Source organism: Exiguobacterium sp. LL15 (assembly GCF_024436095.1).
GTDB lineage: Bacteria > Bacillota > Bacilli > Exiguobacteriales > Exiguobacteriaceae > Exiguobacterium_A > Exiguobacterium_A indicum.
On sequence record NZ_JANFNX010000001.1, the window covers coordinates 1,712,739 to 1,737,305 of the forward strand.

At 48.4% G+C, this 24,567-nt stretch carries 24 protein-coding genes; 10 read left to right on the forward strand and 14 right to left on the reverse strand.

Annotation, left to right across the window (positions count from 1 at the left end):
- Positions 1 to 3 precede the first annotated feature (3 nt).
- The 4 genes from NOM72_RS09010 to acnA all read right to left on the reverse strand — a co-directional run bounded on the left by NOM72_RS09010 (position 4) and on the right by acnA (position 6,473).
- Positions 4 to 2,247: an AAA family ATPase gene (locus NOM72_RS09010; protein ID WP_058705232.1), complete on the reverse strand. Its 2,244-nt coding sequence runs from the start codon at positions 2,245 to 2,247 to the stop codon at positions 4 to 6.
- 76 nt (positions 2,248 to 2,323) lie between these two features.
- Positions 2,324 to 3,031, reverse strand: a complete 708-nt coding sequence (locus NOM72_RS09015) for a hypothetical protein (RefSeq protein WP_029341277.1) — start codon at positions 3,029 to 3,031, stop codon at positions 2,324 to 2,326.
- A gap of 190 nt (positions 3,032 to 3,221) precedes the next feature.
- On the reverse strand, positions 3,222 to 3,689 hold the full coding sequence (locus NOM72_RS09020; protein WP_255998962.1) for a DUF3939 domain-containing protein: 468 nt from the start codon (positions 3,687 to 3,689) through the stop codon (positions 3,222 to 3,224).
- A gap of 57 nt (positions 3,690 to 3,746) precedes the next feature.
- On the reverse strand, positions 3,747 to 6,473 hold the full coding sequence (gene acnA / locus NOM72_RS09025) for an aconitate hydratase AcnA (protein ID WP_023467797.1): 2,727 nt from the start codon (positions 6,471 to 6,473) through the stop codon (positions 3,747 to 3,749).
- A gap of 257 nt (positions 6,474 to 6,730) precedes the next feature.
- On the opposite strand from acnA, the gene NOM72_RS09030 reads away from it, so the two are divergent.
- Entirely contained in the window at positions 6,731 to 7,225 is a 495-nt protein-coding gene (locus NOM72_RS09030; protein WP_023467796.1) for a hypothetical protein, read from the forward strand.
- Positions 7,226 to 7,258: 33 nt separating this feature from the next.
- On the opposite strand, the gene NOM72_RS09035 is transcribed toward NOM72_RS09030, so the two are convergent.
- The 3 genes from NOM72_RS09035 to NOM72_RS09045 are packed head-to-tail and all read right to left on the reverse strand — an operon-like array spanning position 7,259 to position 9,898.
- The gene (locus tag NOM72_RS09035; protein ID WP_023467795.1) at positions 7,259 to 7,828 is read right to left on the reverse strand and encodes a hypothetical protein; all 570 of its coding nucleotides are present in this window, start codon (positions 7,826 to 7,828) and stop codon (positions 7,259 to 7,261) included.
- A 33-nt stretch (positions 7,829 to 7,861) separates the two neighbouring features.
- Positions 7,862 to 9,046, reverse strand: a complete 1,185-nt coding sequence (locus NOM72_RS09040) for an RtcB family protein (RefSeq protein ID WP_255998966.1) — start codon at positions 9,044 to 9,046, stop codon at positions 7,862 to 7,864.
- A 30-nt stretch (positions 9,047 to 9,076) separates the two neighbouring features.
- Positions 9,077 to 9,898 (reverse strand): LysR family transcriptional regulator, encoded by an 822-nt coding sequence (locus tag NOM72_RS09045; RefSeq protein WP_255998969.1) that lies wholly within the window; start codon positions 9,896 to 9,898, stop codon positions 9,077 to 9,079.
- Between the two features lie 107 nt (positions 9,899 to 10,005).
- Between NOM72_RS09045 and NOM72_RS09050 the strand changes: the two genes are divergently transcribed.
- Entirely contained in the window at positions 10,006 to 11,244 is a 1,239-nt protein-coding gene (locus NOM72_RS09050; protein ID WP_255998972.1) for a purine/pyrimidine permease, read from the forward strand.
- A gap of 164 nt (positions 11,245 to 11,408) precedes the next feature.
- Here NOM72_RS09050 and NOM72_RS09055 read toward each other — a convergent pair whose 3' ends face one another.
- From NOM72_RS09055 to NOM72_RS09065, 3 genes are all read right to left on the reverse strand, one after another.
- On the reverse strand, positions 11,409 to 12,497 hold the full coding sequence (locus NOM72_RS09055) for an MBL fold metallo-hydrolase (RefSeq protein WP_255998974.1): 1,089 nt from the start codon (positions 12,495 to 12,497) through the stop codon (positions 11,409 to 11,411).
- Between the two features lie 120 nt (positions 12,498 to 12,617).
- On the reverse strand, positions 12,618 to 13,079 hold the full coding sequence (locus NOM72_RS09060) for a YflT domain-containing protein (protein ID WP_035398102.1): 462 nt from the start codon (positions 13,077 to 13,079) through the stop codon (positions 12,618 to 12,620).
- A 125-nt stretch (positions 13,080 to 13,204) separates the two neighbouring features.
- Positions 13,205 to 14,785, reverse strand: coding sequence for a peptide chain release factor 3 (locus NOM72_RS09065; RefSeq protein WP_058705241.1), 1,581 nt, complete (start codon positions 14,783 to 14,785; stop codon positions 13,205 to 13,207).
- A gap of 402 nt (positions 14,786 to 15,187) precedes the next feature.
- Between NOM72_RS09065 and NOM72_RS09070 the strand changes: the two genes are divergently transcribed.
- Positions 15,188 to 16,432: an MDR family MFS transporter gene (locus NOM72_RS09070; RefSeq protein WP_255998975.1), complete on the forward strand. Its 1,245-nt coding sequence runs from the start codon at positions 15,188 to 15,190 to the stop codon at positions 16,430 to 16,432.
- Positions 16,433 to 16,494: 62 nt separating this feature from the next.
- Here NOM72_RS09070 and NOM72_RS09075 read toward each other — a convergent pair whose 3' ends face one another.
- Entirely contained in the window at positions 16,495 to 17,292 is a 798-nt protein-coding gene (locus tag NOM72_RS09075) for a hypothetical protein (protein WP_050678331.1), read from the reverse strand.
- Positions 17,293 to 17,432: 140 nt separating this feature from the next.
- Between NOM72_RS09075 and NOM72_RS09080 the strand changes: the two genes are divergently transcribed.
- The 3 genes from NOM72_RS09080 to NOM72_RS09090 all read left to right on the forward strand — a co-directional run bounded on the left by NOM72_RS09080 (position 17,433) and on the right by NOM72_RS09090 (position 20,310).
- On the forward strand, positions 17,433 to 17,873 hold the full coding sequence (locus tag NOM72_RS09080; RefSeq protein WP_023467786.1) for an RrF2 family transcriptional regulator: 441 nt from the start codon (positions 17,433 to 17,435) through the stop codon (positions 17,871 to 17,873).
- Between the two features lie 92 nt (positions 17,874 to 17,965).
- The gene (locus NOM72_RS09085) at positions 17,966 to 18,979 is read left to right on the forward strand and encodes a hypothetical protein (RefSeq protein ID WP_023467785.1); all 1,014 of its coding nucleotides are present in this window, start codon (positions 17,966 to 17,968) and stop codon (positions 18,977 to 18,979) included.
- A 26-nt stretch (positions 18,980 to 19,005) separates the two neighbouring features.
- Positions 19,006 to 20,310 carry a VOC family protein gene (locus NOM72_RS09090; RefSeq protein WP_255998976.1) on the forward strand — a complete coding sequence of 435 codons (1,305 nt, stop codon included), beginning with the start codon at positions 19,006 to 19,008 and terminating at the stop codon, positions 20,308 to 20,310.
- Between the two features lie 43 nt (positions 20,311 to 20,353).
- Here the strand turns inward: NOM72_RS09090 and NOM72_RS09095 are convergent, their stop codons facing one another.
- Positions 20,354 to 20,677: a hypothetical protein gene (locus tag NOM72_RS09095; RefSeq protein ID WP_023467783.1), complete on the reverse strand. Its 324-nt coding sequence runs from the start codon at positions 20,675 to 20,677 to the stop codon at positions 20,354 to 20,356.
- 91 nt (positions 20,678 to 20,768) lie between these two features.
- Between NOM72_RS09095 and NOM72_RS09100 the strand changes: the two genes are divergently transcribed.
- Entirely contained in the window at positions 20,769 to 21,194 is a 426-nt protein-coding gene (locus NOM72_RS09100; RefSeq protein WP_023467782.1) for a DUF2621 family protein, read from the forward strand.
- A gap of 42 nt (positions 21,195 to 21,236) precedes the next feature.
- Here the strand turns inward: NOM72_RS09100 and NOM72_RS09105 are convergent, their stop codons facing one another.
- Both NOM72_RS09105 and NOM72_RS09110 read right to left on the reverse strand, forming a co-directional pair.
- On the reverse strand, positions 21,237 to 21,716 hold the full coding sequence (locus tag NOM72_RS09105) for a CcdC family protein (RefSeq protein WP_029341259.1): 480 nt from the start codon (positions 21,714 to 21,716) through the stop codon (positions 21,237 to 21,239).
- Positions 21,717 to 21,732: 16 nt separating this feature from the next.
- A complete protein-coding gene (locus NOM72_RS09110; protein WP_023467780.1) occupies positions 21,733 to 22,431 on the reverse strand; it encodes a cytochrome c biogenesis CcdA family protein in 699 nt (232 codons plus the stop codon).
- 220 nt (positions 22,432 to 22,651) lie between these two features.
- On the opposite strand from NOM72_RS09110, the gene NOM72_RS09115 reads away from it, so the two are divergent.
- The 3 genes from NOM72_RS09115 to NOM72_RS09125 all read left to right on the forward strand — a co-directional run bounded on the left by NOM72_RS09115 (position 22,652) and on the right by NOM72_RS09125 (position 24,527).
- Positions 22,652 to 22,846: an aspartyl-phosphate phosphatase Spo0E family protein gene (locus tag NOM72_RS09115; protein ID WP_023467779.1), complete on the forward strand. Its 195-nt coding sequence runs from the start codon at positions 22,652 to 22,654 to the stop codon at positions 22,844 to 22,846.
- A 60-nt stretch (positions 22,847 to 22,906) separates the two neighbouring features.
- Positions 22,907 to 23,338, forward strand: a complete 432-nt coding sequence (locus tag NOM72_RS09120) for a hypothetical protein (protein WP_255998977.1) — start codon at positions 22,907 to 22,909, stop codon at positions 23,336 to 23,338.
- 304 nt (positions 23,339 to 23,642) lie between these two features.
- Positions 23,643 to 24,527, forward strand: a complete 885-nt coding sequence (locus tag NOM72_RS09125) for an SH3 domain-containing protein (RefSeq protein ID WP_023467777.1) — start codon at positions 23,643 to 23,645, stop codon at positions 24,525 to 24,527.
- Positions 24,528 to 24,567 lie beyond the last annotated feature (40 nt).

Below are 24,567 nucleotides of genomic sequence, written 5' to 3' on the forward strand. Positions count from 1 at the left end.
CCCTTAAAAATCCTCTTTTTCAAGATAGGACCATTCTGAACCGGATAAGCTAACTTTGTCAATTAATCGCATCGACTGCTTCGCGATCGCCTGTTCGACGATCGTGATCGCCGCTCGTGCGTTTCCGTTCGGAACGACATCAATCTTCTCGGTAAGCGTCAATCGTGCGTCCTCCGTCAGCTCGTATCCGAACCGTGCCGCGTATCCTTCAATGATTTGAATCAACTCGTCTGGCGAGTAATTCGGGAAGTGGAATGACCGTTTGAAGCGTGATTTCAGTCCTGGGTTACTTGCGAGCAAGGCGTTCATCTGTTGCTCGTAACCCGCAAGGACGACGACGAGATTGTCTTGATGTTTCGTCATCTCATCCACGAGCGTATCGATCGCTTCCTTCCCGAAGTCGTTCGCTCCACCGTTTAACGCATACGCTTCATCAATGAATAAGACACCACCCAGCGCGTCGCGAATCGCGTCACGCGTCTTTTGCGCCGTTTGTCCGACGTAACCGGAGACGAGATCCGCCCGGCTGACGACTTTCAGATGTCCGCGTTTCAAATAACCGCATTGTCGTAAGACATCAGCATAAAGCTGCGCGACAGTCGTCTTTCCGGTCCCGCTATTGCCGCTAAAGACCGCATGCAGTTCAACCGGCAAGACTTTATAGCCCGCTTCCCGACGACGTTTTTGCATCGACAATAAGGCTTCAATCTGCTTGAGTTCGTCTTTGAGATCGGATAATCCGACGAGCGAAGCGATCCGCTCCTCAACGGTTGCGTCCGGTTCTTGAACCATCTCGAAATCTTCTTGTTCGAGTAAGGCAAAGTCTTCATGACTGGCACTCTCTCCAAGGCTCGCACCCTTCTTGAAGATGGCATCGAGCACGATATTGCGAACAGCGCGTCCGTTTCCGAAACTGGCGTCGACGCGTTCCCGCTCAAGCCGTCCGAGTAATGCCCGCTCCGCTTGTTCCGTCAAGACATAATCGTTCGCGGTCGCGATCGAGCGTCCGATGGCGAGCAGCTCCTGATCCGTATAGTCGGCGAGTAGATAATGATTTGATTCCGGGAAACGACTCCGCAGTCCAGGGTTCGCCTTCAGGAAATCACGCATCTCTTCTGGATAACCAGCAAGCACGACCGCAAATCGCCCTGCATATTCCCCACTCGTCATTGCTGCGACGAGCGTATCGATCGCGGCCTGACCATAATCGTTCCCACTTTGTCCGGCACGTTTTAAGGCATAGGCTTCATCGATGAAGAGCACCCCTCCGACGGCTTCGCGGACTTTACTCATGACCTGTTCTTCCGTCTGACCGACGAACGCACCGACAAGCGATGAACGATCCGTCTCGACGACTTCCGGTCGTTCGAGTAATCCGAGCTCGTGATAGATCTTTGCCATCAAACGGGCAAGCGTCGTCTTTCCGGTTCCGGGGTTCCCCATGAAGATCATGTGTAAGGATGGTTGATCGCTTGAACGGTAGCCATCTTCCGATCGTTTCTGTTGATACTTCAAGAAGCGATACATATGATGGACCCGTTGTTTGATGTCTTCGAGACCAATCATCGCGTCAAGTTCCTCGAGTGCTGAGCGTTCGACTTGTTTGCTTTCGACGGGGAGCAAAGCGACGACACGTTTGAGATCCTGGATCGTCGTCGCTTTCAGTTCCGTCATCTCGCGGAACGCTTCCCGGGAATAGAAACGCTCTTGTAAGCTGTCGACGAATGTCTGCGCTGTCTGTTCAAGCGTGGCACTTGAACGCAATAATGCCGTTCCAGCCTCGAACAGTTCCGTCCAGCGTCCGGCATCCAACCGACGAAGTCGTTCCGTCAGTTCGACGATTTGTTCCGTCTCCTCGACGATTTGACTTGCTTGGAGGATCAGTTCTTTCGTCGCCGAGCGTTTTGCGTTTGCATTGTCCGTCTCGCGAATCGTCGGAAACGTATGCGCGACAAGGCGCTGATACGTACTTTGTAATTGTTGTTCCGTCAACAACTGCTCAAGACGGGCTGGCAGGCGGCCATGCTGACGGATTTCTTGCATCCAACTCTCAGCTAAGGCATCCAGTCGTCCTGTCATGATATAGCGATGTTCGACGAGTAACGCCAAGATGCGGACGAGTGCTTCCGTCTCTCCAAGCAACCGGCTACTTTGAGCATAACGTAGCGCGAGCACCTCCTCGACCTTCGCGCCCTCTTCCCACGCTTTGATTTGATTGAACATCTCCTCTTTCGAGAATGCTTCCATGTTGAACCTCCTGCGTCTCGAAAAAACCGACTTTGCCCGCTACCGTTTCGTAGCGTCATCGCCGGTCGTCTCTTGTTTATTTTGCTTTTAACCAATCCGGATCGAACGTATCAATCGTTTCAAAACTCTTCATCTTGACAGAGTAGAACAATTTACCGTTATTGCGTGACTCCGCACCGAGTACTTTCGAACGGTCGGAAGCGACATAATACGTTGCTTGTTCTTGGTTATTTTCTTTATCGAAAATCGATGGATATTGTTTGATCCATTCTTCTGGTACCGTGCTGGACGGTTCTTTTTTCACATACACGTCCGCTGCCATTCCGGCGATGTCCGCTTCTCCCTCGACTTGTCCAAAGTCACCTTTGTTGATGAAAGCGAGGATCTGTTCGTTGAAGCCACGTGAGAGGAATGGGCGCGGCGCACTGACACTTTTGCCCGCTTTCGTCTCATTGACTAACTTCCCTGTCGCATCATACTCACGGAACATCGTCCCGTTCCAAATCGCAAGTGATCCTTTTGACGGACCGTCTACGACTTCTGTCCGAAAATGACCTTTGTCATTAAAGACGACTTCATACGTGCGTGATTCAAGTTCATCTTTTTTCGTCGCGAGCTTCTTCTCAACATATTGGATGCGTGTCATCGTATAAAACGGTTTGACCGTCGCGGCTTTTTCATCGCTTGCGGTCTGCGTCTTGTTCAAGAGATAAAAATTGTAGGCAAGGAGGATCGCCATTGCCACGATTGCTACTGCAATCCACGTGCTCGTTCGTTTCGTCATGCCATGTACACCTTCCTAGCTCAAGTCTCTATTCCTTATCATCGTATCGGTTTTATAAGGAGAATACAAAGGGTTTGTCCGAGATTTCACGATTTCTGACTAAATTCGTCAGACTTTTGAACAAATCAGAAAACGGTCAGGACGACAAAAAAAGGCGAACCGAATGAATTCGGTCCACCCTTGATTACGTTTACGCTTCCTTCGGCGTCAGCGAGACGATCATCGACTCATCGACCAAGTAATAGCTATGATGCGGCATTTCACGCAAATAGCCTTCCTGAAACAACATCGCACAGTCGACTTGGAACGTTTTGCTATACGGTTTCAACGGGAGTTTCTTCACCCGATCAAAATACCGATCAACGGCAACTTGGACATGATCCATCTCATAGACGAGTTCCCGATCTTTTGCCTCCATGATGGTGAATGTCTCACGCGACATGTAAAACACTTGTGTCGAACGAACCTTTAAATACGGCTCCAACTGCTTTAAGTCGATGCGTTGCTCATTATCTAGAAGCACTGTCCGATTCGTCCCTTTCGGTAGTTCGGATTCAAAGGCATGCGTCGCTTGTTTGACTTCATCAAGCGTCACGTCACGCATCGGTAATGGCTGGTCGTCCTCCTTCGGTTGAAACCACTTCTTGAATCGGTTCACCTTTTTCCTCCTCTCGTCAAAAAAAGGTGGGGTTTCCCCCACCTTTGATTAGACAACTTATGCTTGTTGGAGACGCTCACGAAGGACCATTGGAAGGATCCCGCCGTGACGGTAGTAATCGATGTCGACTTCTGAATCGAAACGAGCAATCGCTTCGAATTCAGTGACTTTTCCATCTGCCGCTGTCGCTGTGACTTTAACGATGTCACGTGGACGAACAGACTCATCGATTGCGATGCTGATCGCTTCTTCACCTGTTAAACCAAGTGTTTCAGCTGTCGTGCCTGCCACGTATTGTAGTGGAAGAACACCCATCATGACGAGGTTTGAACGGTGAATCCGCTCGAAGCTCTCCGCGATGACGGCTTTGACGCCAAGCAAGTTCGTTCCTTTTGCTGCCCAGTCACGTGAAGAACCCATACCATAGTCTTTACCAGCAAGAATGACGAGACCTGTGCCATCTTCTTTGTACTTCATCGCAGCATCGTACATCGCCATCGTTTCGCCTGTTGGCCAGTACGTCGTGAAGCCACCTTCTGTACCTGGTGCGACTTGGTTACGGATGCGGATGTTCGCGAACGTTCCGCGCATCATGATTTCGTGGTTACCACGACGTGAACCGTATGAGTTGAAGTCTTTTGGTGCAACCCCTTTGTTGACGAGGTATTGACCGGCTGGTGTCGTTTTCGAGAATGAACCCGCTGGTGAGATGTGGTCCGTCGTAACCGAATCAGCAAACTTACCGAAGACACGGAGTCCGTTGAGGGCTTCGACTTGACCAGCTTCCTTCGCCAAGTTCTCAAAGAACGGTGGGTTTTGGATGTACGTCGACTCACCGTCGAAGTCGTACTGATCCCCTGTTGGCACATCAAGGTTGTTCCAACGTTCGTTTCCTGTGAAGACTGAATCGTATTCTGCACGGAAGCTTTCTGGTGTGACGACCGTGTTGATGATCGTTTGGATCTCATCACGTGACGGCCAGATGTCAGCGAAGAAGACTTCTTGTCCGTCTTTGCCTGTTCCGAGTGACGCGTTCATGATATCGACGTCGACTGTTCCTGCAAGTGCATACGCGACGACGAGTGGCGGTGAAGCCAAGTAGTTCGCTTTGACGAGCGGGTGGACACGACCTTCGAAGTTACGGTTACCGGAGAGGACAGACGATACGAGTAAGTCTGAACCGAGGATCGCGTCTTCGACTGCGCGGTCGAGTGGACCAGAGTTCCCGATACATGTCGTACAGCCGTAACCGACCGTGTTGAAGCCGAGTTCGTCAAGGTACGTTTGGAGTCCTGATTTCTCGAGGTAATCCGTAACGACCTTCGATCCTGGCGCAAGTGATGTCTTGACGTATTTTGGAACCGAAAGACCGAGTTCGATCGCTTTTTTCGCGACGAGTCCAGCACCGATCATGACGTATGGGTTTGATGTGTTCGTACAGCTCGTGATCGCAGCGATTGCCACGTCACCCGTACGCATTTCAACTGCTTCGTCTTCGAACTGAACGACAGCGACTTTGTTCGCTTCTTCTTCCGCTAAGCCGAATCCAGCGTTTCCTTGTGGAGCCGTCAACGCTTTTTTGAATGATGTATGAACATCCGTCAAATCAATCCGGTCTTGTGGACGTTTTGGTCCAGCAAGGGCAGGAACGATTGTCGAAAGATCGAGTTCGACTGTTTTCGTGAATGTTGGATCTTCGTTTTGTGGCGTGTAGAACAAACCGTTTGCTTTCGAGTAGTTCTCGACTTTTTCGATCAATTCTTCATCGCGACCTGTCAGACGAAGGTACGTCAATGTTTCTGTGTCGACTGGGAAGAATCCACATGTTGCACCATATTCTGGCGCCATGTTCGCGATTGTTGCCCGGTCAGAAAGTGACATCAAGTGGAGTGATGGACCGAAGAACTCGACGAATTTACCAACGACGTTCTCTTGACGGAGCATTTCCGTTACACGAAGGGCAACGTCTGTTGCTGTCGTTCCTGGGTGCATCTCACCTGTAATGCGTACACCGATGACTTCTGGTACTGGGAAGAACGATGGCTGTCCGAGCATGCCCGCTTCCGCTTCGATCCCACCGACTCCCCAACCGAGGACGCCAAGACCGTTGATCATCGTCGTGTGTGAGTCCGTTCCGACGAGTGTATCCGGGTACACATCAACTGTACCGTCTGCTGTTTCCTTTTCAAGGACGACAGATGCCAAGTACTCGAGGTTAACTTGGTGGACGATCCCTGTTGCTGGTGGTACGGCACGGTAGTTATCGAATGCCGATGTCGCCCAGCGAAGTAATTTGTAACGCTCTTCGTTACGTTCGAATTCGAGATCCATGTTTTCTGCAAGTGCTCCAGCAAAACCGTAAGCATCGACTTGAACCGAGTGGTCAACGACGAGGTCGACTGGTACTTCTGGGTTGATGACCGATGGGTCTCCACCGAGATCTTGCATGGCTTTACGAAGTGACGCGAGGTCAACGACCGTTGGAACACCTGTGAAATCCTGAAGGATGACGCGTGACGGTTTGAACGGAACATCGACATCGTTCGAAACTTGAGCTGTTCCCCATTTCGCCAAGTTCTCGACGTGTTCACGTGTGATCGAACGACCATCTTGTTGACGAAGTACTGACTCGAGCAGGACACGAATCGAGTATGGAAGGCGTTTGACTTCCGTCAATCCGAGTTCTTCCAATTTTTCAAGACTATAGTACTGATAATTCTTACCGTTTGCTTCAAACGAACGGCGTGCGCCAAAGACATCTTGCGACACATCTGTTTGCTTCATGGTGATTCCCCCTTTAAGTGTTCACGACATCAAGCCCCTGATACCGCTTACTTGTACAGTTCTATCATAGTATAATATGGATTCCGTTACAATTTGAAAGAACGAAAGACTTTCGATAAGTTTTACTTATTGCCGATATTAGAAAATTATTCTGTTGTCCTGTTTTTTTCATATTTCCAGTCTCGCGTTTCCATTTAGAATGTTCAGGGTACTTAAAAAGTGTAGTACGATATCCGATTCTTGTGGAGGCGTTTATTATGGCGAAATACAAAAGCGATGCAACGCACGTTATTACGACAATCATTTTTAGTGATTTAGAAAAAGCAAAAACAGGCTTTGCGATGATTAAGGATCTCGAGGCAATCAAGGAAATCGAGATGGATCAGATGGTTCTCGCAAAACGTGACGAAGCAGAGGGCTTCTCTTTCATCGATGCCATCGACTTCACGCAACAGGACCAATCCTTCAAAGGCTCATTGATCGGCATGGCAATCGGTGTCGTTGGTGGTCCGTTCGGTATGCTCGTCGGCTCCGTTGCTGGTTACTTGATTGGTGCGAACCGGGATGAGAAGAACGAGCGGGAATCATTTGATTTGTTCAACCGGACGCTGAATCAGATCAATCCTGACCATTACGGTGTCATCTTGATCAGTGAGGTCAACGAAGATTCAGAAGCCGTCAATGCAATCGCTGCTGAACTTGGCGCGACGATTCGTCGGACTGGTGAGACATTACCGGATGGTACGGTCTAATCAAATCAGAGTTGTCACCTTTACGTTCTCGTTTTAAACGGGGACGTTTTTTAATTCCTGGATCACCTGTTTTGCTGCTTCCTGTGTCGTGTCAGGATCTACTTTGTTTAATGAATTTTGTTGTACGGATATGAGGATGTTTTTGTAGCTAATGATGAGGAGCTCGCCGTAACTACCGTTTGATTGATACTGAACCAGATCATTGCCTATGTATCGATTCGTATACGCAAAATGAATCGCTAACTGCGTATCTTGTTTTTGGTTTTCAAAATAAAGTGTCTCCTGGGTCGATGGCGTATCAATCGTTCCGTCAACCGTTAACCATCTTCTCTTCTCAAAACTCAAGGATTGGTCGACAGCCGTGAAATCTGCACCGATCGTACTATCCTTCAACTGAAACTGATCCATCTTCAAGTGTTCATTCATATGCTTGAACAGCTTTTCATACTGAACTGGATTTAAGATGGGGTGTTTCGTCTGATTCGTATGCGTAGTAGTTTTGACTTCTACTTTTTTCTGTTCCGTCGTGACCGCCTCATCCGTGCATCCAGCGATCAAAAACACACTTGAAAACAGAATCAACATAGTCCCCTTATAATTCATAGAATATCCTCCCCAATTGATAATAACCTTCCATCATTTCGCCTTAAAATTGTACAGCGGTTTAATGATCTCGACGACATCGACCGTTTCTTTCGTATTACGGATGATTTCGTCCATCGGCTTGTAGACGAACGGCGACTCGTCACGCGTCGATGCGACGACTGAACTTGACCAGACATCGGTCATCGTCTTTTCGAACGCATCCAGTTCAACTGTTTTGAATGCTTTTGACCGCGACATGATTCGTCCTGCTCCGTGTGGCGCGGAATAGTTCCAATCGGGATTTCCTTTTCCTACGACGATCAAGGAACCATCACGCATGTTCATCGGAATGATTGCCCGCTCGCCGGCTTTTGCAGAGATGGCACCTTTTCGTAGAATCATCGCGTCAAGATCGATGTAGTTGTGGATCGTATCGAATTGATCCGCTACCGTCCATCCCATCGCCTCGAAAATGACCTCGGTCATCGCCTGACGGTTCAATGCTGCGTATCGTTGAGCGATCTTAAGATCATGGAGATAACGCTCCATCGCTTCGCCGGAAACAGATGCTAAATCTTTGTTAAACGTAGACCGTTTTTCCTTCAATTGCTGTAAGGTCGTCTGTATATCCGACTCGCGCCCTTGTTGTTTTAATTCGGCGATGACTTGGTCAGCGTCAAATTGGAAGCGTGCAGTTTCTGCCTCTGCTTGATAATGTTCGGCAATCGTCTTCCCAAGATTGCGACTACCAGAATGAATGACGAGATAGCGCTGTCCTGCTGCATCCTGGTTCAGTTCGATGAAATGATTCCCTCCACCAAGCGTACCAATCGATAATCGTGCCCGTGTCTCGTTAAACGGTGCAAGTACTTGATCAAACGGTACCTGTTCGGACAATGGATGAGCTTGCTGACGTACCGACATGCCACTTGGAACGAGACGCTGAATCGTCGCGTCAAGTTTCGCATAATCGATTGGTTCTTGTTCAGCAAGTCGTGTACATAACATGCCGCAACCGATATCGACACCAACGAGATTCGGTACGACCTTGTCCGTCACATGCATCGTCGTTCCGATGACAGATCCTTTTCCAGCATGGCAATCTGGCATGATCCGGACGCGACTGTCTGTCGCAAATTGTTCCTCTAACATAGCTGTGACTTGCTTAATCGTCAGGTCGTCGACGTTATCCGTGAAAATCTTTGCTTCTCCATACGTGCCTTGAATCGTTTTCATACGATCTATCCTTTCTTTCCTGTCAGTTGATCAATCTGCTGTTTCTTTCATGATTTCAATGAATTGTTTCGTCAGTGTCGTCGGTCCCGTCTCCGTCAACCAGACGAAGGCTGTCGTACTTGCTGCACCGGATAGGTATGTCTGGTGCAGTCCTGTCATATCCAGTTCCCGCAACGTACTCTCCGGCAATACAGTCACCGCCTGTCCACTGCGGACAAGTCCGATCAGCGTCAAAACATCGGAACACGTCTCTTGCGATACGACGCCGAGCCGTTGACTTAACGTCTGAAAGACACCGAGTCCTTCCTGACTCGGAATGATGAGATCCGCAGTCGGATGATCGGGGTGCCAGACTTGATGAAACGGTTCTTCTTCCATCCATTCAATCGAAATCCCTTTCGCATCAATCGGCAGACGGACGAACGCCGCATCAAGCGACCGCTCTTTCAACCGTTCGATGAGCGCACTCGATTCTCCTTGATGGACTTGTAAGATAATGCCAGGATGTCGTCGTTTCATCTGTTCAATCCATTCGACGAGCCGACTGGCTGATAAAGTGTTCACACCAATGCGCAAGATTCCCGTTCGTCCGGCTTCGATGTCGCTCACTTCCATCCGTGTCTCCTGCTCGAACTGCAGCAAAGAAACCGCTCGTTCATATAAGCGGTTGCCGCTCGGGGTAATCCGGATCCCGCGTCCTGCCCGCTCAATCAGACGAACGCCTAGCTCTTCTTCCATCCGCCGAATTTGCTGCGTCAAGGCAGGTTGCGCCATCCGTAAGCGCTCCGCTGCCCGCGTGACGGATTGTTCCTCGACGACCGCACAAAAATAGCGGTACTGGCGTAAATCCATATTCATCATCTCTTTCATATGTTTTCATGTATAAAGATATATGAATCATAACATCAATCATATGCTATGATGCAGGAATATCTGAAGTTTAAGAAAGGAGCTTTTTCATGAAACAAACGACTTCTACCTTCCAGTGGATCGTCTTTTTACTCGCGAACACGATTGCTTTACCAATCGTCGTCGCCAGTCTGTTCGACCTCTCATCAGTTGAGACTGCTTCCCTTGTCCAACGGTCGTTCTTTGTAGGCGGGATTGCCTGTTTCCTACACGGAGCCTTCGGCCACCGGCTTCCGATCGTATCGGGACCTGCCGGATCATGGGTCAGCATCTTCGTCGTCATCGCCGCACTACCGGTCGATTCAAAAACTGCCTTTACAATCGCGATGGCAGCCGTCGTCATTGCCGGCGTCGTCCTCATCATTCTCGGTTTGACAGGATGGACGAAGTACTTATTACCCGTCTTTACACCGCTCGTCAGCGGAACGTTTTTGCTCTTATTATGTATTCAATTGACAGGTGTTATGCTCGGTGCCGTTCTCGCCGTCGAGGCAACACGCCTCGCCGGAATCGTCACGTTCTTGCTCGTGCTCGGACTCAGCCAATTTGGACCGAGTCGCTTACGTCCGTTTGCCTTGATGATCGGAATCATCGTCGGTTGGCTCGTCAGCCGTCCGTCGCTTCCTGCATCATCTAGTTTGTTCGCACCACCGCAAGCGCTACCGTTCGGATGGCCACAGTTTGACGGCAGTGCATTCCTTGTCGCGATTCCGTTCGCGATCTTGCTCGTCGTCAATTTAATTGCCGCTTTAAGCGCCGTCGAAGCGACGCTTCAAAAACAAGGACGTCTGCACCAAGGATTATCCATCGAAGGTGTCATTCATTTACTCGCTGCTACATTCTCGACGCTTGTCCCGGTGCCATTACCCATCACGAGCGGATTCATCGCGCAAACGGGAAGCCGGAAACGTCGCCCGTTCTTGATTGCCTCGCTCGTCATCGCACTGATCGGTTTCTTCCCAAGCTTGATCGGGATCATCGCGACATTACCGCGTAGCGTTGCGAGTGCCGCGTTGCTTGCGACATTGCCGCACATGTTCCTGATTGCCTGGCAGTCTGCGGAAAGTAACATGGAGAACAGTCGCCGCCGCCATGCGTTTGCGATCAGTGCCGTCATCGGCATCAGTATCTTGTTGCAATCGACCGTCATCGCGGAAGTCCTGCCTTTGACGCTTCGTCCGTTCCTCAGTAACGGATTACTCGTCGGAACGATGCTTGTGCTCGGTTTCGAAATCATCGAAAAAGTTCGTTCTCGTCGCGTAAAGCAAGCGGATCGATTGGCGAGCTAAATGGTATTGTACGACCGGACGATGGCATCATCCTCGCTTTTCTATAAGAGTCGAGGATGAACATTTCGTCTGTTTATTCACCTAAAAAAGTAGCCTTTTCGATGTGATTCGAAAAGGCTACTTTTTTCTCATTTCATTCAATTAAAATCAAAAAGTTATTTTACTCAACGCACTTCCCGCCACCATTTTCGTGTCGTGCTCTCGGGTGTCACACTCTCCCCGATCATTGGTGTCAGAACCGGAATCTCATCGCGTTTCGCTTCCTTGAGCAACCGTTCGACTGGTTCGAACCAGGCATGAAAAGCGAGGATGAAAGCAGACCAGTGAATCGGCATCAGGACGCGACCTTTGACATCTCGATGAGCTTGAACTGTTTGTTCCGGTAACATATGCGAATTGGACCACCGGACATCGTACTGTCCACATTCCATCATCGTCAAATCAAACGGACCATATTGTTCGCCGATTGCTTTGAAGTGTGGACCATATCCACTATCGCCACTAAAGAAGACCTTTTGCGAGCCTTCGATGACCCATGACGCCCATAGCGTTGAAAATTGATCAAGACCATTTCGTCCTGAATAATGGCGCGAAGGAGCCGCTGTCAGTTTGATGCCACCGACTTGTGTCGATTCATGCCAGTCGAGTTCCGTGATTCGCTCAGCCGAGACGCCCCATCCACGGAGACGACTTCCGACACCGAGCGGCACGATGAAGCGACCGACTCGATTTTTCAAGGCGAGGACGGATGGATAATCGAGATGATCATAATGATCATGCGAATAGACGACGACATCAATCAACGGTAGACGTTCGAAATCAACCTTCTGCGTCGTTTGAAAACGTCCTCCGCCCAGTTTCGGAAACGGTGATGGTGCGCGCCCGAGCATCGGGTCAAAGAAAATCGTTTGCCCATCGAGTTCGAGTAAAAATGCCGAATGTCCGAACCATGTGACACGTGGTGTTTCACTATCGTCTTGACGTCGCTGATACGGAAGCGTCGGTAACGCTTTGACAGGACGCAGATTCGGAATGTTTCTTCCGTAATCCTTTAAGATACTTTTCATCGAGTCCCATTCCATCTTCAACTGGAAATCCATCTCATTTTTGAACTTCCCGTCGACAAAACGATCTGATCGTTCGAAACTCAGCCGCTCTGCACGGCTTGGTCGTTTCCCGAAAACTGGGTACCGGTTAATGAACCAAGCACTGGCAAGACCAATTCCTGCTAAAGCTGTCACTATTTTTTTCATGTCTTATCACCTCTTCGATGCTCTCAGTATAGCACCTCGATTCCTCACACATCTCGCCCTACGCCTCCAGATATGAAAAAAAGTGAAGTCCACCGCAAGCGGCGCCTTCACTTTTAGGTATTAGTCGAGATCGTCCGCTTTCCACTTCGCCCGGTCGCTCTTCTCACCGTCCCCGCGGTGATTGGATTCATAGGCATTGTTCCCCGGATTTTCGACCTTGTTATCATCGTGTCGATGGTCATGATCATGGTCATGGTGATGATGGTGCTCATGGTCGTGGTCATGATCGTGATCTCGATCCTTGACGAACAATGCAAGACCGCCACGCTCGACTTCTGCGTAATGCCGTTCTGCCTCATCATCCGAATGTCCAACACGTTTTAACGTCTCGCGGAGCGGTGGTTCTTTAGAAAATTTTGATTTGACCTGATCAATCCAACTTGCACCCGATGCTTCGTCTGCCGCGTCATCTCGACCGACGACGGAAAAATCTGAATCGTGATGCCCCTGTTGTTTCAATTCCTCGATTTTTCGTTCCAGACTCGATTGATCCTGATAGATCCCAACAAACCGTTTCGCCATCACATGACACCTTCCTTTTTCATATGAATTCAAACACGCTCTATTTTTACCCTTGTTCGCTTGCCATCAAACGAGATTTCAGGAACGAAAAAACGGACCACTTCGAAAAGTAGTCCGTCAAAAACTTAGAGTTGTTGCGGTGAATCGACCAACGTGATCGTTCCTTCGTTTTTCTGAACGAATCGCTCGTAGACGAAATCATTCGCAAATAACAGAACAGCATTCTCCCAACGGTCATAAACGAGAACCGTCCGTGAATCCGTCAATTGTTTGACGGCAGCGACTTCAGCCGGCTTGATCCATTTCGCGACTTGGAAGTTCGCAGCATCCTTCAAGATATCAACGCCATACTCGCCTTTGAGCCGGTGCTCGAAGACTTCGAATTGGAGTTGTCCGATCGCTCCGAGGATGATTTCGTTGTATTCCGTCTTGTAGACCTGGATCGCGCCTTCTTGCGCGAGCTGTTCGACACCTTTTTGGAACTGTTTCGACTTTAAGGCGTTTTTCGTATAGACCTTCAAGAAGAGTTCTGGTGCGAACGTTGGTAGTGCTTCATATTGTAATGATGGATCACCGTTCGTGATCGTATCACCGATTTGATAGTTGCCTGAATCGTACAATCCGATGACGTCTCCTGCGAACGCTTCATTGACCGTTTCCCGCTCATCCGCCATGAATTGTGTCGATTGAGATAACTTCATCTTCTTGCCTGTCCGTGTCAGGACGACGTCCATTCCACGATCAAATTTACCCGTACAAATACGGACGAACGCAATCCGGTCACGGTGGTTCGGGTTCATGTTCGCTTGAATCTTGAAGACGAAACCGCTGAAGAAGTCTTGTGCCGGCTCGACTTTCCCTTTGTTCGACTCGCGTGGTGTCGGTGAAGGAGACAAGTTCAAGTAATGTTCAAGAAGTGGTGTGACACCGAAATCGACGAGTGCTGATCCGAAGAAGACTGGAGTCAGTTCACCTTTTGCGATCAATTCTTCATCGTATTCGTTACCTGCGCCGTCGAGTAAGTCGACTTCATCCATCAACGTCTCATACATTTCCGAGTTGATTGTCGTCGCGAGTTCTTCGTTCGCGAGACCTTCCTCGCCGAGTTCGATCGACTTACGATCGTTCTTGAAACAATGGAATTGTCCTTTGACGCGGTCATAGACCCCTTCGAACTGTTGACCCGAACCAGCTGGCCACGTCACAGCAACCGACGGGATGCCGAGGACTTCTTCGAGTTCTTCCATCAATTCGAGCGGGTCACGTGCTTGACGGTCCATCTTGTTGATGAACGTAAAGATTGGAATTCCGCGCATCCGACAGACTTGGAACAGTTTCTTCGTTTGCGACTCGATTCCTTTCGCCGCATCGATGACCATGATCGCTGAGTCAACCGCTGTGAGGATCCGGTACGTATCTTCACCGAAGTCCGAGTGACCCGGTGTATCCATGATCGAGACGATCTTTTTGTTGTATTCGAATTGCATGACCGAAGACGTAACGGAGATTCCGCGTTGTTTTTCGATTTCCATCCAGTCCGATTTCGCAAATTTCGAGTTTTTCCGTGCCTTGACAGAACCTGCCTCACGGATTGCGCCTCCATGCAGGAGGAATTTTTCAGTTAATGTCGTCTTACCCGCATCCGGGTGGGAAATGATGCCGAAAATCCGACGCTTTTCGACTTCCGTTTGTAGAATGTTTGTCATGTATGGTAGTTCCTTTCACCGATATATTCAAAAGTCCGATCAATCTTTTTCGCAACTAGTCTATCATACCGAATTTTCAAGGTCTCGTCCATTTCACTTCATTGACTTAATTTTCAGATTAAATGTTGACAATTCATCACGATCTTCTTTACGATGACTAGGAAGTTCACTATTACAGAAGGAGGAGACGTACAATGGTATTCCATCAAGCCCGGACATCTGTCCACACTGTCTTTGTATCGGCTACAACTGTACGTCACCCAATCGTTTAATTTTTAATTAAGCAGGGTGTGCGTATGCGTATACGTACATGCTGCCCTCTTATATTAGGACGGGTATGCCCATATTTGTGCGTATCCGTCTTTTCTATTGTCTAAAAACGGAATATAAGGGGTTTTTACTATGTTTAACGCACTCAAACAGCTTGATCGCAACATCTGGATCCGGTTCGTCGGGGAAACGATCACGGGGATCATGATGTTCATGATTGCACCATTTTTAGTTCTTTATTATGCGGATCGACTCGATTCCTACTTCTTGGTCGGTGTCATCATGGCGACCGGACCGATCATGTCGCTCGTCGGCGCCGTTCTCGGTGGTCACTTCGCCGATAAATTCGGTCGAAAACCACTGATGGTCCTCTCGATCATCGGTGACGTCATTGCTTTAATCGGTTTTTCGTTCGCTGATTCATTCGGACCGCTTCTCGCGTTGAACGCGCTACTCGGTTTATCCAGTTCACTGTTCCATCCAGCAGCAAGCGCGATGGTCGCTGACGTCACACCACCAGAACGCCTGAACGAATCGTTCGGTCTGCTCCGGATGGGGCATAACGTCGGGGCCGCATTCGGTCCACTTCTCGGAAGTGCCGTCCTGTTCGTTGACCGTTCACTCATCTTCTACTCTGCCGCTTTCGTCTTTTTCCTGTACGGACTCGTTCTCTACTTCTTCATCGAAGAAACGAAACCGGAGTATATCGAAAAGACGGACGAAGTCAAAGTATCACCGCTCACTGTATTGCGGAAGGATCATGTCTTTTTAATCTTCATCGGGGCGGGTGTCTTCATCTCGATGGGATTTGCCCTCGTCGAGAGTATGTTACCGGTCTTCTTGAAGGAAGCACTACCGGGATTACCAACGAAACAAAATCCGTTCCCTTATCTGATGGCTCTGAACGGAATCATGGTCGTCTTGTTCCAGTTCCCGATTGCTGCTCGCTTGTCCGGCAAAGCATTCGGAAAAGTCATGTTGCTCGGGGCATCGATTTTCGGCATCGGTATGATTTTCCTCGCGTTCGTGCCGTCCTACCTGTTCTCACTCGGAACGAGTTATGTCGTGCTCGTAACGGTATTGCTTGCGACTTATGCGTTCTATACGCTTGGTGAGATGATCATGTCACCTGTCCAGATGACGTTCATCGCTTTGATCGCCCCAGAACACCTCCGCGGAACGTACAATGGTGCTGCGAGTCTCCAGTGGTTGATTGGCGGCGTCACCGCACCGCTTCTCGGATCGTTGTTCCTCGATTCAGGAAAAGGTGACTTTGCCCTAGCATTTATCGGACTGCTCTGTTGTGTGTCGGGTGGCGTCTATCTTGCACTCGACCGTTCGATTCAGCGCGCGAAACGATTAACGAAATCTGCTTAAAGCTAAAAAAGCGATGTGTAGCGCCCCGACTTCAGTCAGAGCGTTACACGTCGCTTTTCTCGTTAAGATGGTAATTGATTTGCCGCTACGAACGGACCGAACAGGACCGGTAACGGATCGAGTCGTTGCTGAATTTCATCAATGAAATTCGTCGATCCACTGACGAAGACGATCGGATCATTTGCTGTAATCATCGTCAGGAACTCGTGCATCTGTAGCTCCCAGCCAGTTTGCTGGATTTGATGAAGGACCATTCCTTTCGTCGTCAGGGATACGACATTCGCTAGCATCTGCTCTGCTAGTGTTTCAGCTGAAATGTGAAGTAACGTCGTCTTTCGACCACTAAGGAGTGCATGCCGAGCTTCGTCGATGACGGCTCCAAGATGATGCTCTTCTGCAATCAACAAAATATCTTGTTGACGCCAGTTTTCAGCATGACGGTATTTACAAAAATGCCGACACGTATCGACGAGTTGATGGTGAACAATTGCCCATGCTTGAAGTAAAGGTGCATCTTCTTTAAGGTCATATTCGATTTGAATAGCTTGAAGAATTTCACGACTGATGATGTCCGGGTACGTCAACAGAAACGATTTCGTCTGATCGATTTCATTCAGTAAAATCAATTTAAACAGTTCACTCGATTCATGCTGGTTTGTAATCTGATTCAATAATTGACTCAGGCGTAAAATCCGTAAGGCACGAGTTCCGTCCTGAGCCCCCGCTTCTCGAAGCGCGCGCAATTCTTCTTCGTACGTCGCCTCGAGCGAGTCATAGAAGCGCGTCGCGATCCGCAATCCCTTTTGCTCCATCGATGGACCGAGCTGTTGCAAAAGGTGTAATGCCTGATCGAAATGCATAATTTAACCTACCTTTCACCGTCCATTATGCGTGAATCCACTCTCAAAAACAATCTCTAAAATGCATCTTATTTTTTGCACATTGAAAGTTGTAAATGCTTGCGTCCCCCCCTAGTATGTGTGTTAAGTAGGTGATGAAAATGCGCATGACACGTTATACGGATTACGCGATTCGGTCCCTGCTGTTCGCAGCAGCTCATCCCGATCGTTTAGTCCGAATCCAGGAAGTAGCGGATTGTTACGACATTTCTAAGAATCATTTGATGAAAGTAGTCTATCGTTTAGGACAGAGTGGTCTGATTGAATCTGTCCGTGGTCGTGGAGGTGGTTTTCGATTAGCGAGCCCTCCGGATGCAATTCATATCGGTGACGTCGTACAACTGTTTGAACCAACCGTTCATTTTCTCGATCCGCAAGAAGGCATTCACGAGATTCCTTCGCTCAATCCAGCACGTGATGCTTTCGATGATGCCATTGCGGCGTTCCATCAAGTACTCAATGGTTACACAGTACATGATTTGCTACATCCGACAGCTGAAACTCATCCACAAATACTTGAAATGATTCCGAACCGCGATTGAGCGGGTTCGGAATCTTTTTTTATTCCGTCCTCGCTCAATTGCGATTTCTCAAAACGCTCGTGGTATACTTATATAAGAAAGGAGGGGTACAGATGAACCCTCAAGAAGAACTCCATCTCTTATATCTTCGTTTAAAGGAAGAAGAACCCTCCGTTGCACGCGGTGAGGCCTTATGGGCCATCTTTGAGGAAACAGCTGATGATTCACTCCGCTTCCTCTCCTTATGGACATTTTCACAAAATCAATTTGATTTAGGACACTTCCGATCGTTTCTTGTGTCCTTCACGCTCTTGATGGAATGGATCCGAAAAGATGAGATGACACTGACTCCAAAACAAGAACTTGATTTGTACTGGAACTACAAGTCCTACTTGATCTATATGGCAGAACAAGAAGACGTGACGGTCTCGCTTCTCGAAGAAGATCTCGATCGCTTCATCGATTTCTGTGACGCGCATGGCTTTATTCGGACGCGCGACTATATCAGCTTCATGGTCTACAGCAAACTCGGTGACGAGGAACAAGCCGATCATTATCTATCGGAATGGGTTGACGCGCCAAGTGACGAACTTAGTGATTGCCCATCCTGCGAAGCATTTAGCCGGATGACGTATGCGATCGAACGTGGCTTCGAAGATCGTGCCTTGTTACTTTATGCAGCACTTCGGCATGAACGGGGTTGTTCACGGATGCCGGATCAGGCACATCCATACATCCTACCGTTGTTCCTTAGTCGCAAAAAAGAACGCTTCGATTGGAGTGAACGCTTGATCGAAGAAGTTAAACGTGGCGAAACCTTGTTCACAGGTGGCGACGAGCCGTACCACCTATATGCGAAGATGTATTACGATACGAACTATACCTGGTCGATGGAAGAGAAAAAACAATTGATTCCATTCTTGACTGATCGTGGGTATCTTCAGTTCTTACTCGCTCACTATGCGTTCGCCCATCGTCAATCTCTTGGTGAGGAAGCGTCGTATCTCGCAGCGCTTCGGACGAATCTCTATGAGATCGCACAATCTCTCGATCGCCGGATCGAAGGTGTCTTCTACTTGAACCTCGTCGAACGTGAACTGAAACGGATCACTCAGTTCGTTGCCTGAATCTAATTCGTAAAGGAAGTGTCTTCATGTTAGATCATGTCCAGCTCGCTATGCCGAAAAACGAAGAAGATCGCGCCCGTGCATTTTATGCCGGGCTTTTACATATGAAGGAAGTCGAAAAACCGACTGGTGTTCAAGCCAGTGGTGGTGTCTGGTTCGAAGAACATGGTGCAGCACTTCATCTCGGCATCGAGGATCCCTTCTCCCCTGCTAAAAAAGCGCATCCTGGATTAACCGTCGCTGCGTTCGAAGCCTTGAGCGATTCTCTTCAAGCTGCCGGTTATCCGGTTGAGCATGACACACGCCTTGCGCCACGTCGTCGTTTCTTCACAACCGATCCATTCGGTAATCGTTTAGAGATCATCGCTGCCCACCTGCCGACGTTAACGCCAAAGAAGTTGACGGATGGTTCTCATGTCCGCTTAATCGCACCCGCTTCTAGCCTCTCAACGGTCGAGATGAAGATCATCGATGGTGCGATCCAAACGCTCGAATCGCTCGGATTACGTGTCTCGATCAGTCAACATGCGCGTGCCGTCAATCCGTTCGGTTCCAGTGATCCTGAGTTACGCGTCGCAGACCTCCATGCCGCGTTCGCTGATCCGAGTGTTGATGCGATTCTGTGCGTTCGCGGTGGGTTCAGTACGAATGAACTTGTCGACTTACTTGACTACGAATTGATTCGGACACATCCGAAAATCCTTTGTGGCTTCTCCGATATCACAGCACTCAGTCACGCCATTCTAACGAATACCGGCTTAGTGACGTACTCGGGACCAATGTTACGGGCTTTCCGTGATCGCGACGCCTATACGATCGATTACTTCAAGCAAGTGTTGTTTGGAACGGATCCCGTTACGATCAAGCCTTCGGTGCATTGGCGTGATACCGATCGCGGACACGTCATTACGTTACCAAACAAAGGACCGATTCTTTTATCCAATGGGCAAGCAAGCGGTCGACTGCTCGGTGGGAATCTTTGTACGTTAAATCTCCTGCAAGGCACACCGCACTTCCCTGATTTACGGGATACGATTTTATTCCTTGAAGATGATTACGAAGTCCATCCAGCGACGTTCGCCCGTGATTTCGCCTCTTTGATGGCACAACCAGGTGCGGAAACGATTCGTGGGATCGTCTTTGGACGCTTCCAACTCACAACGAAGATGACGGAAGAGCATCTGCGATATCTGATCTCACTCTATCCATTCCTAGAGCACGTACCGGTTCTTGCGAATGTCGACTTCGGACATACGAGTCCTTTGTTCACGTTCCCGATTGGTGGTCAGGTGGAACTGCATGACGAGGTCATCCGACTTCATATTTCTTGAATATCAAAAGAAGGAGACGCGGCAATCCGCATCTCCTTCTTTTTTAATAGTCGAGCAATCTCGAAGCGTCGATTTGACGTTTCGACCCATCCGCGAACATCTCAAGTGTCGCAAAAATCTGGTCATTTGCCCATTCATAGTGAAGTAACGTGAAGTCTTCGAGTGTCGAAACCGTCTTGAACGTTTTCCCGACCGTAAACGCACGCTTCCGGCTCGCATCTTCTGCCGGAACGGTGACGAAGATGACCGTGATCTCTTCACCCTTCGTATCATAATAGAATTCAACGATCCGACCGTCCGCTGTTTCAGGTAAAACACCTTTACGGGGCTGTCCGGTCTCGTCCAATTGTACGTATGGTTGCAGCATTCTTTCGCCTCACTTTCTCCGTCATTCATCATAGCACGTCCACCTGATTTATGCTAATCTATATTTGATGTGAAAGGGGGATGAGTCGCGCATGGAATGGTTCATGAACGGGATTCTGCTCTGGGGCTTTATCATGATCACACTCATGGCAATTGGCGGGTTTTTCATGTTCCGGAAGTTCCTCAAGAAGTTACCGAAAGAAGACGGTAAATCGATGATGGACTGGGAAGATGAGTACATCGACCAAACACGACACCTTTGGACGGATGAGACGATGGAATTGTTGAACGCTCTCGTCATGCCGGTTCCATCGGCATTTCGTGATGTCGCACGCCGCAAGATTGCCGGGCGGATCGGACAGTTCGCACTTGAAGAACGGGCGACAGAGATGACATCCGAACTGGTCGTCAAAGGATATATTTCTGCGACACCGAAACGCGATCATAAATTCTTGAAAAAAGCACTAACGGAGCACGCCATCGACTGGCGAGACTACGCATTATACTTCCAAAATTGAAGGATGCACGAAAAACCGCCGAAGTCGCCTTCAGCGGTTTTTTTAGTGAGGTAAGTGCGCGACCGGCACGGTGCCCGACTTGACTCGTTTGTATTTCAAATACATCGCGAAGCGCCAAGGGACGATCATTCCAAAAGCGACGAGATAAAAAATGCCGCCCGTTTCGAAAATGTCAATCTGCCCGCCGATGAAGAACTTCGCAACCGTCCGAATGAATAAGATACCGAATAAGACGATGAAAAATGCTTTCGAACGTTGCAAATAAATCTGCCCTTCTGCTTCATAAAAATTGGATGTCTTGATCAAAAAGATGCTGAAGATGGCTCCAATGAGCAATGCTTCTGCCACTTCCGTCCATGTCAGACGGGATGCTGGGTATAAAAACTGTAGCATCCCCGTCGACATCGCAAAGGGCGGGATCAAGATTTTTTTAGCATTCGTCGGTTTTGCTGATGCCTTCACACGAATGAAGCTGATCAGCAATCCCATGACGAGCGCTACCCCAGTTGATATCCAAATCATCCGATCACTTCCTTGATTAAAATCCAGTGAATCCGACGATGTCACTCATCCATGCTGCGAATTTACTCAAGCCATCAAAATACAGCATGACTCCGAACACCATCATCAAGGCTCCCCCGAATTTCGTTAATTTCAGACTATACTGCACGAACAAGCGCGAACGACCGACGAAGAACGCCATCAATAAGAACGGAATCGAGAAGCCAAGGACATACGCGAGCATGTAGAACATGCCTTGACTCGGATTGGTCGCAGCTAATCCGATGACTCCTGCGAGAATCGGACCTGTACACGGTGTCCAACCGGCTGCAAAACCGATTCCGACGAGTACCGTCCCGACGTATCCTCCTTTTCGTTCCCCGAGATTCAGTTTCTTTTCACGCATCAAGAATGTTGGTTGCCATAATCCGACGAGAACAATCCCAAACACGAAGATGACGAGTGCCCCAACCATCCGTAACGTATCGCGATATGTGATAAAAACATCTGCGAATAACGATGTCGATAAACCGAGCACAACGAACACCATCGCAAAACCAACGAGGAACGCTAACGTATGAAACAAGGATCGCTTTTCTCGTACGCCCCGTTCTTTTAAATCCGTTACCGACACGCCTGTGATGTATGAGAGAAACACAGGATACAGTGGTAGCGTACATGGAGAGACGAAAGATAATAATCCTGCTCCAAACGCTAACCATAATGAGAGCTCCATATGAGCATCCCCTTTCTTTACTACTATAGAAGAAGTTCCTCCTCTATTTTGCCAAACTCCTCTGCATTTAGCACCTATTATCTCACAGAAAGTTGCAAAAGATTCGTGTCCGCCAAAATTACAAAAAAATTACATTTCATCGATTTTACTGAAATCTCATTGCACCTCGTAAATGGACTTGCTAGAATATGGATACGACACCAATGTAAGGGAGACTGCTATGACGACACAACAACTATTGACGTTAGCCATCGAAGCCAAACGTAGCGAACTATATCATCAAGCTGACCAGTCCAGCTTCACCTCCCCGCGTGTTCTACAACTTAGCCATGAACTTGATGTTCTGCTTTTAGAATATTCACGGACAGTCCAAAACTACACCATTCACGGTTCGAACGAACCGCTCTTATCTTAATGCACGATTTGGTCAGCATTCGAGTGTGAATGCTGACTTTTTTATGGCTTCTTATTTCTGATGAGGTGCTTGACGTCCGCTCTTACACTCATTGCTAGTTCTCGTTCCCTCTATATACCTGACGATCTCCCTCAACTATACGTACATGAGGTCGAGCCGCTTGAATATGTCTCATTGAAGCGCGGTCGATTCACGATGCATTACTTGTATACGATCGAAGGTGCCGATCAGTGGGAGTTCATGATTTATCTACAGCGTTATATGGAAGAAGGAGATGTCCTCGAGCTGCTCTATATCGAAAATCAAAATGACAGCATGCATGACCATCTACCGTCCACTCCGCTACTAGAGCCAATCGAAATCAATATTCGCCAGCGAACGTACCAAACGATTCACGGCACGTTTCAGCTCTCCGCTAACGATTGGATGCAGGAATTGTATCATCGTTCTTACCTGACAGCGTTCGGCGTGACGACGATCGTCAAGTATTGATCTACGTATCATCCGTTTCACTTTTTCATCATCAGACGATAGAAGGATTCAACACTTTCTATCTTTAAGGCTTTTTTCTGTTGAATTGTGCGAATTTTTTATATTCAGTAAGCCAAAATACCTATAAACGTCCGTTTCTCATAATCAGTATGTCCTATCGATGACAAAAACCGTCCTTTTGCAATCTTGTTGTCACAAAAGCTCGGTTTGTAACTCGAATGACATTGACCTGTAAACGCACAGGTCAGATTTGCCGTGTAAAGTAGGAACAGTAAACACAGCATATGTCAGGAGGACATCAATAATGAAAAAAGCAGTTTTCGCTGCCGGTCTTGCAGCAACAGCTCTATCAGTAGGATTTGCCCAAGAGACAGAGGCTGCCTCAGAAACGGTAACAGTAAATACACCAGTACTCAACGTACGCACAGCACCTACAACTGCATCAGCAGACGTAGGCAATGTATATAAAGGTCAAACATTAAATGTCGAAGGACGTTCTGGCGCATGGATCAAAACAACAGTTAACGGTCAAAAACGTTATGTCCATGGTGCGTATACGTCTGCAGCAGGCTCATTCGACTTTAAAAAAGCGACAGTTACTACGGCAGTACTAAACGTCCGCACACAACCAACGACAAGCTCGAAAGATGTCGGTAACCTCTACAAAGGCGAAAAAGTCAACGTAGAAGGTAAAGTTGGTGCATGGATCAAAACAACAATCGATGGTAAAACGCGCTACGTACACAGCGACTATACTTCACTCGCTGGCGTATCGAAAGCACCAGCAGCAAAAGCACAACCTGCTGCGAAGCCAGCACCAAAAGCAGCAGCTAAACCAGCTACTGCAACAAAACAATCAACACCTGCAAAATCAGGTACGAAAGTGACGATGAACGTCAGTGCTTACACGAACGACCCATCTAACAACGGTAGCCAACTCTACAACGGTCGTGCGTTGACAGCAAGCGGTTATGACGTTACAAATACGATCACGTACAATGGTATGCGTATCGTAGCAGCTTCTTCACAATACCCAATCGGTACACGTATGCACATCGAAGGCATTGGTGAAGCAATCGTACTCGACCGTGGTGGCGCAATCCAAGGTAACAAACTTGACCTTCTCGTTGGTTCACAACAAGAAGCACTCAACTGGGGACGCCAAAACGTTACAGTTACAGTCTACTAATCAAAACAAACAACCTGCCGGGCGAGATCGCCTGGCAGGC

What these genes read in the sequence shown, in the direction of transcription:
- NOM72_RS09110 (WP_023467780.1), bottom strand. Translation starts at nt 22,431, where the DNA reads ATGGAGCTCTCATTATGGTTAGCGTTTGGAGCAGGATTATTATCTTTC.
- NOM72_RS09030 (WP_023467796.1), top strand. Translation starts at nt 6,731, where the DNA reads ATGGCGAAATACAAAAGCGATGCAACGCACGTTATTACGACAATCATT.
- NOM72_RS09060 (WP_035398102.1), bottom strand. Translation starts at nt 13,079, where the DNA reads ATGGCGAAACGGTTTGTTGGGATCTATCAGGATCAATCGAGTCTGGAA.
- NOM72_RS09010 (WP_058705232.1), bottom strand. Translation starts at nt 2,247, where the DNA reads ATGGAAGCATTCTCGAAAGAGGAGATGTTCAATCAAATCAAAGCGTGG.
- NOM72_RS09015 (WP_029341277.1), bottom strand. Translation starts at nt 3,031, where the DNA reads ATGACGAAACGAACGAGCACGTGGATTGCAGTAGCAATCGTGGCAATG.
- NOM72_RS09040 (WP_255998966.1), bottom strand. Translation starts at nt 9,046, where the DNA reads ATGAAAACGATTCAAGGCACGTATGGAGAAGCAAAGATTTTCACGGAT.
- NOM72_RS09105 (WP_029341259.1), bottom strand. Translation starts at nt 21,716, where the DNA reads ATGATTTGGATATCAACTGGGGTAGCGCTCGTCATGGGATTGCTGATC.
- NOM72_RS09070 (WP_255998975.1), top strand. Translation starts at nt 15,188, where the DNA reads ATGTTTAACGCACTCAAACAGCTTGATCGCAACATCTGGATCCGGTTC.
- NOM72_RS09065 (WP_058705241.1), bottom strand. Translation starts at nt 14,785, where the DNA reads ATGACAAACATTCTACAAACGGAAGTCGAAAAGCGTCGGATTTTCGGC.
- NOM72_RS09120 (WP_255998977.1), top strand. Translation starts at nt 22,907, where the DNA reads ATGAGGTGCTTGACGTCCGCTCTTACACTCATTGCTAGTTCTCGTTCC.
- NOM72_RS09115 (WP_023467779.1), top strand. Translation starts at nt 22,652, where the DNA reads ATGACGACACAACAACTATTGACGTTAGCCATCGAAGCCAAACGTAGC.
- NOM72_RS09100 (WP_023467782.1), top strand. Translation starts at nt 20,769, where the DNA reads ATGGAATGGTTCATGAACGGGATTCTGCTCTGGGGCTTTATCATGATC.
- NOM72_RS09035 (WP_023467795.1), bottom strand. Translation starts at nt 7,828, where the DNA reads ATGAATTATAAGGGGACTATGTTGATTCTGTTTTCAAGTGTGTTTTTG.
- NOM72_RS09095 (WP_023467783.1), bottom strand. Translation starts at nt 20,677, where the DNA reads ATGCTGCAACCATACGTACAATTGGACGAGACCGGACAGCCCCGTAAA.
- NOM72_RS09050 (WP_255998972.1), top strand. Translation starts at nt 10,006, where the DNA reads ATGAAACAAACGACTTCTACCTTCCAGTGGATCGTCTTTTTACTCGCG.
- NOM72_RS09075 (WP_050678331.1), bottom strand. Translation starts at nt 17,292, where the DNA reads ATGCATTTCGATCAGGCATTACACCTTTTGCAACAGCTCGGTCCATCG.
- NOM72_RS09055 (WP_255998974.1), bottom strand. Translation starts at nt 12,497, where the DNA reads ATGAAAAAAATAGTGACAGCTTTAGCAGGAATTGGTCTTGCCAGTGCT.
- NOM72_RS09085 (WP_023467785.1), top strand. Translation starts at nt 17,966, where the DNA reads ATGAACCCTCAAGAAGAACTCCATCTCTTATATCTTCGTTTAAAGGAA.
- NOM72_RS09125 (WP_023467777.1), top strand. Translation starts at nt 23,643, where the DNA reads ATGAAAAAAGCAGTTTTCGCTGCCGGTCTTGCAGCAACAGCTCTATCA.
- NOM72_RS09080 (WP_023467786.1), top strand. Translation starts at nt 17,433, where the DNA reads ATGCGCATGACACGTTATACGGATTACGCGATTCGGTCCCTGCTGTTC.
- acnA (WP_023467797.1), bottom strand. Translation starts at nt 6,473, where the DNA reads ATGAAGCAAACAGATGTGTCGCAAGATGTCTTTGGCGCACGCCGTTCG.
- NOM72_RS09045 (WP_255998969.1), bottom strand. Translation starts at nt 9,898, where the DNA reads ATGGATTTACGCCAGTACCGCTATTTTTGTGCGGTCGTCGAGGAACAA.
- NOM72_RS09090 (WP_255998976.1), top strand. Translation starts at nt 19,006, where the DNA reads ATGTTAGATCATGTCCAGCTCGCTATGCCGAAAAACGAAGAAGATCGC.